The organism is Acuticoccus kalidii (assembly GCF_021556395.1).
Taxonomy (GTDB): domain Bacteria; phylum Pseudomonadota; class Alphaproteobacteria; order Rhizobiales; family Amorphaceae; genus Acuticoccus; species Acuticoccus kalidii.
In genome coordinates, this window is record NZ_JAKGCS010000017.1 from 291,766 (window position 1) to 304,110 (window position 12,345).

The window sequence follows — 12,345 nt, forward strand, 5'->3', positions numbered from 1 at the left end:
GATGGCGCATCGCCATAGAAAGAGCCGCGAAGGCAAAGGCGCGTCGCACACAAGACTGTCGCCACATCAGGGAGGACGGAATGACCGGAATGGTCCAATCCAATCGGAGCTTTGGGCGCGGGTGGCGGTCCGGGGCCGCTTTCAAGGCGGCGCTCTTCGCCGGGGTCGCCATGGCCAGTGTCGCGGCGCATTCCAGCGTCGCCGCCGCGCAGGACAAGACCACGATCGAGTTCGCCGCGTCGGTGCTGGCCGATCCGAGCCGTGGCCCGATCTACCAGAAATGGATCGACGGCTTTAACGAAGCCCATGACGATATCGAAGTGAAGGCGGTCGGGATTCCGTTCTCCAGCTTCGCCAATACCGTGTTGACCCAGCTCGGTGGTGGGCAGGGGCCGGACGTCATGCGGCTCGATCTCGACGTTTTCATGCCGGCCGCGAGCGCCGGCCTGCTGATGGACCTCGACGATACGATCGCCGATGGCGAGTACGACTTCATCGGCCCGGATCAATACATGAAGCTCGATGGCACCCGCTACGGCGTGGTGTTCAGCATGACGCCGTATGTGTTGCTCTATAATGCCGACCTCGCCAAAGGCGTGCCGGAGACGTTCGAGGAGCTGATCGAAGACGCCAAGGCGGCGCGCACGGATAGCGTCTACGGCTACGCCTTCCGCACGACGATGAACCAGGCGGCGGGCTTCTGGCAGGACCTTTGCAATTTCGTCTACGGCTTCGGCGGCGAATGGGCCGATGCCGAGGGCAACCTCACGATCAACAGTCCCGAGGTCGTCGCGGGCGTCGCCGCGTACAAGGAAATGTACGATGCCGGCGTCATCCCTGTCGGCGCCACCTCATCGGAATATCGTCAGATGTTCTGGGAGGGCAAAGTCGCTTACATGATCGACAATGGCGGCGTCGCGGGCCTCCTCGCGAACAAGGCGCCCGACCTGCCGCTCGAGGCGGTTCCCTCCCCCTTCCCGCACCCGGAACAAGGTATGGTCCTCGCCGCGCTCGCGGTGAACGCGAACTCGAAGAACAAGGACGCCGCCACCGAATTCGTGAAGTGGGTGCTCTCGCCCGAGGCGCAGCAGGCGCTTCTCACGATCCCGGGTGAGGTCTATGCCGGCACCAAGGTGGCCCGCCCGGAAGGCGACACGGAAACCGCCAAGACCTTCGAGAAGGTGATGGAGGTCTACACCTCGCAGGCCGACTACGGGACGCCGCAACTCGTCCCCGGCTATGCGGATGAGACGCCGCAGATGCAGCAGATCATTCTCGAAGAGGTGGTGCGCGTTCTGAAGTCGGGCGACGATCCGCAGGAGGCGATGGACCGGGCGCAAAGCCAGATCGAGCGCCGCGTCCTGCGTCGCTGATCGAAGCTGCCGCGAGCACAGAACCATGCAGCGCCCCATGTCGAAACGGCGGGGGGCTGCCCTGGAGGGCAGCCCCTGGACCCCTTACGTCTTCATCTTCCCGCTCGTCGCGTACCTCTTCGCGATTCTCGCCGGGCCGCTGCTCCAGGAGTTCTGGATCAGCTTCACCGACACGTCGCTGATGCGTCCCGACGCCGGTCAGTTCATCGGTCTGTCGAATTATCGCTTCATCATCTCGGATCCCAATTTCCACCAGGTGCTGATCGTCACGGCGCTCTACACGGCGGGCAGCGTGGTGTTCGGGATCGGCCTCGGGCTCGGCACGGCCCTGTTGATGAACCATGATTTCCGCGGCCGCAGCGTTGCGCGCGCCTTGGTGACGATCCCCTGGGCCGCGCCCTCCGTCGCCGTGGCGCTGATCTTCAGCTGGATGTTCAACGCCCAATACGGGATCTTCACGATCCTGCAGAAATCGCTCGGGCTCGCGAGTGGCGCCGAAAATTGGCTCGACAGCACGACCTTTGCCTTGCCGGCCGTCCTCATCGCCACGGTCTGGCAGATCTTTCCGTTCTCGTCCGTCGTCATCCTCGCCGCGCTGCAAGGCGTTCCCTCCGAAGTGAAGGAGGCGGCCATCATCGACCGGGCCGACAGGCTCAACGTCTTCAAGACCGTCACCTGGCCGACGATCGCGCCGACCGTGGCCCTGATCTCCCTGTTTACGACGATCTGGTCGCTGCGGCGTTTCGATATCATCTGGATCCTCACCGGCGGCGGCCCGCTCGGCGCGACGAACACACTTGTGACGGAACTCTACCGCGAAGGGTTCATCTATCGCGACCTCGGCACTGCGGCCGCCATCGGCATGATCGGCCTGCTGATCGCGTCGGTCGTCACGCTCCTCTATTACGGCGCGAGCCGGCGGGCCGAGATGCGGGCACGGGGGGCGGCATGAAAGGCACCTCCCCGTTCGTCTTCGGCGTGCTCATCGTCCTCGGGCTGATCGTCTTTCCGTTTTACTGGATGCTCGTCACCGCGACGACGCCGCCCGACCAGCTCATGATCGAGACCCCGACGCTGGTCCCCTCGTTCACCCGGCTCGGCGTCTTCGTCGAGGTGTTTTCGGCGGTGCCGATCGCGAGTTGGCTGACGAACAGCTTCATCGTCGCGGCCGGGACGACGGTCCTGTGTCTCATTCTGTCGGTCCTGCCGGCCTATGCTCTGTCGCGCTTTCGGTTCCGCGGCAAGGCGATGCTGGCGCTCGGTCTGTTCGTCACTCAGATGCTGCCCGAGGCGATGCTTCTCGTGCCGCTCTATGCCGTGTTCCGCTCGCTGGAGCTGCTCGACACGCTGACCGGCCTCATCATCGCCAACGCGGCATTCGGCGCGCCGATCGTGACCTGGATTCTGAAGGGCGCCTTCGATGCCATTCCGCAGGAGGTGGAGGAGGCCGCTCGCATCGACGGCTGCAGTCGTTTCGATATCGTCATGGGTGTCGCGCTGCCGTTGGTCGCTCCGACGCTCGCCGCCACCGCCGTGATCGCATTCTTCCACGGCTGGAACGAGTATCTGTTCGCGCAAACCTTCATCAATGCGGCCGACTTACGCCCCGCCTCCGTCGGTATTGCCGGCCTGGTCGGTGAATATGCCGTGCCGATCCATCTCGTGATGGCCACTGGCATCATCTACACACTCCCGTCGATCGTCTTCTACCTGATAGCACAACGCTATGTTGTCTCGGGTCTGACGGCCGGAAGCGTCAAAGGCTGAGAGAATTCAATGGCCTCGATCAACGTTCGTAACCTGTCCAAGCGCTTCGGCGCGGTCACCGTCATCGAAGATCTCTCGCTCGACGTGGAGGACGGGGAGTTCCTCGTCCTGCTCGGCCCGTCGGGTTGCGGGAAGTCGACGCTCCTGCGGATCCTCGCCGGGCTCGAAGCCGTCAGCGACGGGGAAATCGAAATCGGTGAGACACGCGTCGAGGAGATGGCGCCGGGCGACCGCGATATCGCCTTCGTGTTCCAGTCCTATGCGCTCTATCCGCACCTGACGGTGCGGCGAAACATTGCGTTTCCGCTGCTGATGAAACGTTTCCGTTGGTGGATGCATCTGCCGCTGATCGGCGGTTTGGCGAAGCGGCGGATCGAGAAAAGTCCCGAAGTCGCCGACACGGTCGAGGATGTCGGCCGCATTCTCGGGCTTGGCCCGTTGATGGACAGGCTGCCCCGCACGCTGTCGGGCGGCCAGCGGCAGCGCGTCGCGGTGGGGCGCGCCATGGTCCGCCAGCCGGCCGTCTTCTTGATGGACGAGCCGCTCTCGAACCTCGACGCCAAGCTGCGCACCTCGATGCGGGCCGAGATCGCCCGCCTCCACGCCCGCCTCGGCGGAACGTTCGTCTACGTCACGCACGACCAGGTGGAGGCGATGACGATGGGAACCCGCATTGCCCTCATGCGGGGCGGCAAGCTGCAACAGGTCGGCACGCCGCGCGCCCTCTTCCAGGAGCCGGCCAACACCTTCGTCGCGCGCTTCGTGGGCACGCCCCCGATGAACCTCATCGACGCGGCGTTTTCCGACGGTATGCTTCGCATCGGCCAGGCAAAGCTCCCTTGGCACGGCGAGTCCCGCGGTCCCGTGATCGTTGGCGTGCGTCCCGGCAGCTTCACGATCCACACCGAAGCGGCGCCGGACCGCATCGCGGGCAAGGTGTCACTGGTCGAGCACCTCGGCACCCATTCGATCGTCGCCATCCGTCTCGACGACGCAAACGTTCTTTTCGACGATGATCAGGACGACTCGTCCATCATGGTCCAGATCGACGGTTATAGTGAGCTCTCGATCAACGAGCCGGTCCACGTGTCGATCGATCCGCACGAGATAACCTTCTTCGACCACGAGACGGGTGAGCGGACGGCCACGAGCAGCGTGCCGCTTGGAGCCGCTACGGTCTGAAACATCGTCGATTTGGGCCGGCCGCGGAGATCGTCCGCACCGGCTTTTGGCCCGTCGGTGGTCTGAGGCCCGATCGGCCGAGAAACCCTGGTCCGGTCGACAGTATGGGCGAGACACGGCGCAGTGTGCGCTGTTTTTCGCACGGATCGAGACGGCGCGGCACGCGTCCATTCCCCGCGAGGGAGCTGGGAATGGATTTCGCACCGAACGCTGATACGGTGCCAGGCACTGAAAATCAGGGCTTTGGGGGCCGGTTTGTACTGCATTGTTGCTTCGGGCAAACGTCGGCTCCGCCTCGTCGCCGCGCTTCTGATGGTCTGCGCGCAGGGAACACTCGCACAGGCGCAAGAGGCGCAAGATGTTCCGTGGGACAACCCGACCACCGCGTTGCAGATGCAGCGTGCCATCGATCGGGCGTTGACCACCAAGCGCATTCCCGGAGCCTCGGTCTCGGTCCGTCAGGGCGATTTGCGCTGGACGTCGAACGCCGGTGTCGCGAATCTCGCGGACGGTGCGGCGCCGACGGCGGAGACCTATTTCGGCTATCGCAGTGTCACCAAGTCGTTCGTCACCACCGTCGTCCTGCAGTTGGCCGACGAGGGGCGCATCAATCTCGACGATCCGATCGGCGACTATGTGAGCGGCGTGCCGAGCGGCGACGTGATCACGATCCGTCAGCTCGCGCAGATGCGTTCCGGCCTCTTCAACTATACGGCGTCCCCGGATTTCGGCCCGGAGCTTGTGGCCGATCCCGGCCGGGACTGGACCCCGCAGGAGCTCCTCGCCTTCGCCTTCGTCGAGCCGCTCCAGTTCGCGCCGGGCACGTCTTACGAATATTCGAACACCAATACCGTTCTGCTCGGCGAGTTGATCAAGGCGACGACCGGCAACGACTGGTCGGTGGAGGTCGAGCGCCGCCTGTCGCGGAAGCTCGGCTTGAGCTCGGTGGAGTATCAGGGCCCGGACGCCATGCCGACGCCGAATGCGGTCGGCTATATCGATTATAATGACGGCACTCCGCCGGAATCGCTCGCCGCATTCAACACCACGGGCGCGGGTGCGTCGGGCGGGTTGATCGGCGTCATCGGGGATGTGGAGCGCTGGGGCGAGGCGGTCGGCAGCGGGGAGCTGCTCTCGCGGCGCGAGTTCGTCGAGCGGCTGAAATCCTTCGGTTCCACCGCGTCCGACCCGGAAAGCCCGGAATATGACAGCTACGGCTTCGGCATGGGCGAGATCGCCGGCTTTATCGGCCATACCGGCAACGGCCTCGGCTTCGAGGCGCTCGTCATGTACGACCGCGCGAACGACCGCACGATCAGCATTCTGATCAACTCCAGCAATTTCGACGATCCCGATGCGCCGGCGCATCTGTTCCGCGAGCTGCTCGGTATTCTCGGCTGGACCGGGCCGGACAACCAGATCCAAGTCGCGGCCGACGGCACGCGCGAGACCGTCGAGGCGGGGACGGTCTGGACCGGGCTCATCAGTGGGCCGTTCCTCACGCGCGCCGCCGTCTATGCCGACAATGGCGGTGCCGCCACGGCCAATGGCCGCGTGACCCTCGCCCCGATCCAGGACTATGTGCCCGCGATCTATGTCGGCGACGGCAGCGTGACCCTCGGTCATGGCGGCGATATCACGGCCTCGTTCGGCGGCGACGGCGCGTTCCTGGCGACGACGACGGGAACCGCCTCACTGTCCCTGACGGACGTGAGCATCCGCATGTCCGGCGACGAGATCAGCGGCATTGGGATCGACGCGCGCGACAATGCGGTCGCCGAGCTGGACCGCGTGAGCATCACCGGAACGGCGCTCGCGGGGCTTCATGCCGGGGGCGGCGCCCCCGCCACGATCCGCGGCGTCGGCGTCGACATCGACCTCGCGCGCGGCGACGGCGTGTGGGTGGAGGCGAACGGCGTGGTCGACCTCGTCGACAGCCGCATCAGATTGAGCGGGAACGGCGTCGGCCTGCACGTCTCGGGTGATGACGGCGCGGCGCGGATGCTGGGCACGAACCTCTCTGTCGAGACCGTGGCGTCAGGCAGTTATGGCGTGCTCGCGCAAGGGGGCGGGGCCTCCGTCGGGCTCGCCGGCGGGTCGGTCATGACGCATGGCGCCGATGCCCATGCTATCGTGCTGGGGCAGGGCGCACGCGTCGATCTCGACGGTGTGAGCGTCTCCGCCTTCGGCACGTCGGCGGCGTCGGTCGCGGCGTTCTCCGTCGATGCATCATCGGAGACGCGCAGCGCTTCGCTCTCGCTGACGAACAGCACGCTGTCCGCCGCGAGCGGTACGGTCGTCGTGGCGGAGGGGACCGGCCTTGCGCTCACCGCCTCGGGTTCGCGGTTGGTCGGCGCGATCACCCGTTCGCCCGATGCGAGGGTCGACCTGACGCTGACCGATGGCAGCGCATGGGAGCTCCCGGCCGCCGGGCTCGGCGTGCGTTCCAAGGTCGACGATCTGGTGAATAGGGCAAGCACGATCGCATTCGCGTCGCCGGTGGGCGGGAGCCACCAAAGTCTGACCGTCGGCAATTATGCCGCCACCAATGGGACGCTGGTGATGAACGCGGCGCTGAAAGGCGCGGGCGCGGCCGACCGGCTCATCATCGATGGCGGGCTGGCGAGCGGGCACACCCGCGTCCTCGTCGCGCCGACCGGCGACGGCGGGCTCACCACCGGCGACGGCATCCGGCTGATCGAAACCGTGAACGGCGGCGAGACCGCGCCGACCGCCTTCACGCTCGGAAGTCGCGTCGCGAGCGGCGCGCTCGAGTATGGGCTCTATCGCGGCGGCGCGCTCGGGCGCGAGGACTGGTTCCTGCGGTCGACGCACGGCGGTCGGACCGGGCCCGGCGCATTGCCCAATTTGAGGCCGGAGGTGGCGGTCGATACCGCCCTCCCGGCGATCGCCTCGCAATACGGCCTTGCTATTCTGGGCACGCGCGACGAGCGCGTCGCGGCTCGTGCACCCGGCGATCAAAGCGCCGCCTGGGGCCGAGTCTTCGGGCAGACCGGCAGTCGCGGCGGCGGTGGCGACGACGCGGCGGCGCGACTGGACCGCTTCGAGCGTGACGGCCCGAGCTACGATGTCGACCTCGCCGGGTTCCAGGCGGGCTATGATCATCGGCTGTCGCAGCCCGGTGACACGGTCCAGAATCTGATCGGCTTCTATGTCGGCGCGGGTCATGCGCGCGGCAGCGTGGATGCCGTCTATGGCGGTTCGGCGGGCACGGTGTCGATGGACGCCTATTCGCTCGGGGCCTACTGGAATCACACGCGGGCGGGCGGTCTCCATATCGATGCGGTGCTGCAGGGCACCTTCTACGATCAGGCCAGCGCGCGATCGTCGCTCGGGGAGACGCTGGAGACCGACGGTTTCGGCGTGATCGGCTCGCTGGAGGCCGGCTATCGCTTCGATCTCGGCGCTGGCTGGGCGATCGAGCCGCAGGCGCAGCTCGTCTATCAGAATTTGTCCTTCGAGGATGGCGCGGATCGGTACGGCCTCGTCGACTATGGCGCGGGCAACGATGTCTTCGGCCGTATCGGCGGGCGGGTGAGTCGCGGCTGGTCGCTGGAAAACGGCCAGGCGCTGACCGGCTGGGCGCGGGCCAACCTCTGGCAGGCCTTCGGCGACGGCCCCGAGGTGACGTTCGCCGGTCCGAGCGGCGGCAATCCGATGTCGTTCGACGCCGGGCTCGGCGGCACGCGGGTGCAGGTCGGTCTCGGCGCGTCGATGGTCATGTCGGACAGGGTCGAGCTGGTGGCCTCCGGCGACTATGATGTGCGGGTGGACGAGGACGCCGGCCATGCGTTCGGCGGCCGGCTCGGCCTGACGGTGCGCTGGTGAGGCCCCGGCGGGACCGACCGTCGGTGAACGCGGTCGGCCGCACGCTGGAAAATTTGCCGCACCCATCCCGGTCGCGGGGCCCGGTGATCCGCGAGCGAGCGGCCGACGTCGCGCCTGATGGGCCGGACGCGGTCGCCGAGGGTTTGCCGCAACACCGACCGTTCTCCACCCACCGAATGGACTGATCGTGGTGTATCGGCGGGCCTCATGCGCCCCGCGCCCCGTCGAGCCGACAACGCCGCGGCGATCCCGCCGCTGATGCACCGCCGGCCATGGCTCCGGCACACCGCTCCTTGATTGGATGAGGGTTAGGGAGCGAGGCGTCTGCGTGTCGCACCGCGCAAGGGAGCGCCTTCGGCAGGCTTCTGCCAAACGGGCGCGGGGGCACCGTGGAGTGAAACGCCACCAAGCGGCAAGCACCTGATCCGCAAGCCAGTTGTCCGCCCATGGGGCGCCTCGCGCTCCGCTGATGCGCGGGGAGCGAGGCGTTGAGGCGCTCGGTCGCATCCGTTGGCGTCGCCGCCTCGTTGGGCTTCCGCGTGAGACGATTCCCCCGACTTGGAATCACCAGCATCGGGCCTCATGTGATGACAGCCGCCGCTCGCCGGCTGGTGCGCGTCAGTCCGCCCTCTATCAGGAGTAATCCCTCGATGAACGATGCCAAAGCACTGCTGGACCGCTTTCTGGGGCAGGTCCAAGGAGCTGGCTCCGCAACATCCACGCCGATGAGTGATGCGGGAGGGACGCTCGGCACCCTCCGGCAGGCGGCAGGGCAGCTCGACCTTCAGGGGCTTTTGAAGGGCAAGGGCGGTTTCATGGCCGGATCTGCCGCCGGCGGTCTCGCCGGGCTGCTCCTCGGCGGCAAGAAGCCGCGCAAGCTCGCCGGCACCGCGCTCAAGCTGGGTGGTGCCGCCTTGATCGGCGGCTTGGCCTACAAGGCGTGGCGCGACTGGCAGGCCAACAAGGCTCCCGCGACCGCGCCGGCGGCGGCCGCGACGCTACCGTCCCCCGAAGGCACGGCGTTCTTGCCCCATAGCAGCGCCGAGCAGGACGATCTCAGCGTTGTCCTCCTGCGCGCCATGATCGCCGCAGCCAAAGCGGACGGGCACATTGACGAGAGAGAGCGCGCCCGCATCGCCGCGCAGCTCGACGGCCTTGAACTTGACCCGGACCAGAAGGCGTTCATCGAGGCCGAACTCGCTCAGCCGCTGGACGTCGGCGCGGTGGCGAGCGGCGCCACCACACCCGAGCGGGCCGCCGAAATTTATGCAGCCTCGCTGCTCGCCATCGATCCCGAAGGGGCGGCCGAGAAGGGCTATCTCGCCATGCTGGCCGCGCGGATGAACCTCGATCCCGACCTCGTGGCGCATCTCCACGCAAACACCGCGGAGATCACCGCCAACGGCACCTTCTAAGTCGGGGCCCCAGCCTGGCAGCCGCGGCCGGTCAACAACGGCCGCAAGGCCCCGGCTGTTACCTCCGAGTGGCTTATCGCGGCCTTGAGCCGCTCTGGATCGGGCAGGCGGCTAGGACGGGCGCTTGAACCGGTTCAACGGTCGGCTTCTTTGCGGTCCCGCCTGCGGTGGGGCGCGATTTGGCGCGTTAGCATCGCAAATGACTCAGTCGGGAAATCGACGCTAATTCTTTCCTGACATCGACGGCGGGTCTGCTACCTCATGAGATCGATTACGCCCGGGTCACGACCGTCGAGCAAAATCTCGATTTGAAGCGCGAAAGGCAGGATCCTCGTCGACAATGCGAAGGCGCTACTGCTCGCCGGTGAAACGCTGATAGTCCGGCGGCTCGACCTTTCGTCTAGCGCGCCGATCCCGGCGCCATCACCACCGTCCGCGCTCGTGGGTAGCAAGCGTTGGAGGCAATCGACTAGTCGTATAGCCCATCGAGACGTAGAAAGTTATCTCTTTACAATATGTTCAATTGTGAAGCTGATCTATAATCTTCTAAATGTTTCGGATAGATTTAATTTCGAGTTTTTTTTGTAAAGAGTTAGTTCAGGCTTCCCGCCGCAAGCGTGCACAGTACCTATCAATATAAAAAGAATTATTTTCCGATAGATTGTTGTAAGCATTTCGAGATCGAAACCTCAAGGGTTTATTCCGCCTAAAACCAGCGGTTAATGTATCCCAATCCAAAAACTTGACCGCAAAATACGGCAACGTAGAGCCAAAGGTTCCGTGTGCGCGTTGGCAAACTCATCACGAAAAATGGACTCAATAAGAGCGCGGCTATAACGCATAGCCGTATCGGTGAATTATTCAAGACAAGTGGGAACATAAGCGTTGAGGCGGCAAAGGAAATGGCGGGAATGATCCAAATAGTCGCGCAAATTGTCAGGTAAACGTATCTCATAATTGTGTTATTAAACTTCAATGCTTGCATCGGCGTTGCTGCTTAATTTTAAATATGAGCGCGGTCCCTTATGTGGTTTCGCTATAAATAAATTTTCGTGGCGCATTGGCCGTTCCCGAACTCGATGCCTGATCCCGGCCGATCGTCGATCCCAATCCGAGCCCCGGCGCGCGACGCCACGCCGCGCGCCGGGCCGGGATCAGGGGACGTAGCGGCGGGCGAGCTCGGTCCGATCGTCGTACGTCGCCTCGAAAATCGGCGCTGCCAGGGTGGCGCGCACCTTGAGAATGCCGGACCCGATGTTGCGAAAACCGTGCCGCGCACCGGCCGGGATGATGATCGACTCGTTGGGCCGCATCGTCCCGGTCTCGCCGCTCAGGTGGATTTCGGCTTCTCCCTCCATCACCTCGAGGACTTCCTCCACCGCGTGGAGGTGGATCGGCGCGCCGAGGCCCGGATCGCAAAACTGCTCAAATATGCAGAGCTGGGCGGAGCGCGAGATGGCCGAGACGCGCAGCAGCGTCATCACTCCGTCGCGCCATTTCTCCAGCGGCTGCGTTTCATGTTGCAGAATGTTCATATCTCTCCCCTAGCCGCACGGCACCGTCAGCCTGCGATCTGGATCCCTCGTTCCTACAAGAAGGAGGTTCACCGGATCTATAGCGGGACGCGGCTTCGCGGCTCGATCGCGTATCAAACTGCGGGAGAGCCACGACATCGGCCCGTCGATGATGGCGACCGTCGGAACGGCGGCGCGCGTCGCATCCGGCGGATGGCGGCGACGCCGGCCATGACACGAGCGGCGCGACGGACCTTCGTGGAATTCTAGGGCTCCGGGATCAGGACCCGCCCATGCCAGACGCCGGCTTGGGCGAGGGCGCGCGTGGTCTCCTGGATGGTGCGCACGGCATAGCGGGCGAGGCGTGAGGTCGCCCTGTCCGCCGGCGTCACGAGGAGGAGCCGGCGGCGGGGCGCCGGTTCCGCGAACGGGGCGTGCCAGAGCTTGCCGGCGGCGATTTCCCCGAAAAGCGGGGCGATGGGCAGGATCGTATAGCCCCGCCCGCCCTCCACGAGGCTCTTCAGCGTCGCGTAACTGTCCGCCTCGACCCGCACGTCGAGCGAGGCGCCCGTCGCCTCGGCCCATTGCTCGACGACGGTCCGAAGGCCGTTCCCGACGCTCGGCAAAAAGAGCCGCAATGTGGAGATTTCGTCGACGTCGACAGGCGCCTCGCGCGGCGGCGAGCCGGCCGGGCCGATCAGCGACAGCGTCTCTTCGATCAATGGCGTCGCGACGAGTGAGGGCCCCGGCCGTGTGCCATATATGATGGCGACGTTGATCTCCCCCCGTTGGAGCCAGTCGATGAGGCTCGCGGAATAGGCGCTGACGATGCGAAGGGTCGCCTCCGGGTGGCGCTCCTGAAACGCCGCAACGAGCCGCACCGAGAGGAGATCCGACACCGTCGGCGGCATCCCGACTGCGATATGTCCGCGAAGCGGTGTGTCCTCGCCGGAAACGCAGGCTCGGATTTCGTCGAGCTCGGCCATGATGCGGCGGGCATGGCGGAGCACGTCGCGGCCGGCTTCGGTCGCCACCATCCCGCGCCCGTGCCGGTCGAACAGGCGCACGCCGAGTTCGGCCTCCAGCAGCCTCACCTGCCGCGAAAGGGCCGGCTGTGCGATTTTCAGCCGGTCTGACGCCTTCGAGAGGCTGCCGAGCTCGGCGACGTGCAAAATGGTTCGGAGCTGCGGAATGTCCACGGCGATAGAATATCGCTATATCTGATCGACCAAAAGGGTCGATGTC

8 protein-coding genes are annotated in these 12,345 nt (G+C 65.4%); 6 read left to right on the forward strand and 2 right to left on the reverse strand.

Features of this window, described 5'->3' with window-relative positions; all coding sequences use genetic code 11:
* Positions 1-80: 80 nt before the first annotated feature.
* From L1787_RS11495 to L1787_RS11520, 6 genes are all read left to right on the forward strand, one after another.
* Positions 81-1,373 (forward strand): ABC transporter substrate-binding protein, encoded by a 1,293-nt coding sequence (locus L1787_RS11495; protein ID WP_235708980.1) that lies wholly within the window; start codon positions 81-83, stop codon positions 1,371-1,373.
* Positions 1,374-1,410: 37 nt separating this feature from the next.
* Positions 1,411-2,325, forward strand: coding sequence for a carbohydrate ABC transporter permease (locus L1787_RS11500; RefSeq protein WP_235708981.1), 915 nt, complete (start codon positions 1,411-1,413; stop codon positions 2,323-2,325).
* Positions 2,322-3,140, forward strand: a complete 819-nt coding sequence (locus L1787_RS11505) for a carbohydrate ABC transporter permease (protein ID WP_235708982.1) — start codon at positions 2,322-2,324, stop codon at positions 3,138-3,140. Before L1787_RS11500 ends, L1787_RS11505 begins: the two co-directional genes overlap by 4 nt.
* Positions 3,141-3,149: 9 nt before the next feature.
* Positions 3,150-4,322, forward strand: coding sequence for an ABC transporter ATP-binding protein (locus L1787_RS11510; protein WP_235708984.1), 1,173 nt, complete (start codon positions 3,150-3,152; stop codon positions 4,320-4,322).
* A gap of 255 nt (positions 4,323-4,577) precedes the next feature.
* On the forward strand, positions 4,578-8,171 hold the full coding sequence (locus tag L1787_RS11515; protein ID WP_235708986.1) for an autotransporter outer membrane beta-barrel domain-containing protein: 3,594 nt from the start codon (positions 4,578-4,580) through the stop codon (positions 8,169-8,171).
* 650 nt (positions 8,172-8,821) lie between these two features.
* On the forward strand, positions 8,822-9,586 hold the full coding sequence (locus L1787_RS11520; RefSeq protein WP_235708988.1) for a tellurite resistance TerB family protein: 765 nt from the start codon (positions 8,822-8,824) through the stop codon (positions 9,584-9,586).
* A 1,154-nt stretch (positions 9,587-10,740) separates the two neighbouring features.
* Here the strand turns inward: L1787_RS11520 and L1787_RS11525 are convergent.
* Positions 10,741-11,121: a cupin domain-containing protein gene (locus tag L1787_RS11525; RefSeq protein WP_235708989.1), complete on the reverse strand. Its 381-nt coding sequence runs from the start codon at positions 11,119-11,121 to the stop codon at positions 10,741-10,743.
* Positions 11,122-11,366: 245 nt separating this feature from the next.
* On the reverse strand, positions 11,367-12,299 hold the full coding sequence (locus L1787_RS11530; RefSeq protein WP_235708991.1) for a LysR family transcriptional regulator: 933 nt from the start codon (positions 12,297-12,299) through the stop codon (positions 11,367-11,369).
* Between the last annotated feature and the right edge of the window lie 46 nt (positions 12,300-12,345).

Coding starts and splice junctions, on each gene's coding strand:
- L1787_RS11495 (WP_235708980.1), top strand. CDS start 81: ATGACCGGAATGGTCCAATCCAATCGGAGCTTTGGGCGCGGGTGGCGG.
- L1787_RS11500 (WP_235708981.1), top strand. CDS start 1,411: ATGTCGAAACGGCGGGGGGCTGCCCTGGAGGGCAGCCCCTGGACCCCT.
- L1787_RS11505 (WP_235708982.1), top strand. CDS start 2,322: ATGAAAGGCACCTCCCCGTTCGTCTTCGGCGTGCTCATCGTCCTCGGG.
- L1787_RS11510 (WP_235708984.1), top strand. CDS start 3,150: ATGGCCTCGATCAACGTTCGTAACCTGTCCAAGCGCTTCGGCGCGGTC.
- L1787_RS11520 (WP_235708988.1), top strand. CDS start 8,822: ATGAACGATGCCAAAGCACTGCTGGACCGCTTTCTGGGGCAGGTCCAA.
- L1787_RS11525 (WP_235708989.1), bottom strand. CDS start 11,121: ATGAACATTCTGCAACATGAAACGCAGCCGCTGGAGAAATGGCGCGAC.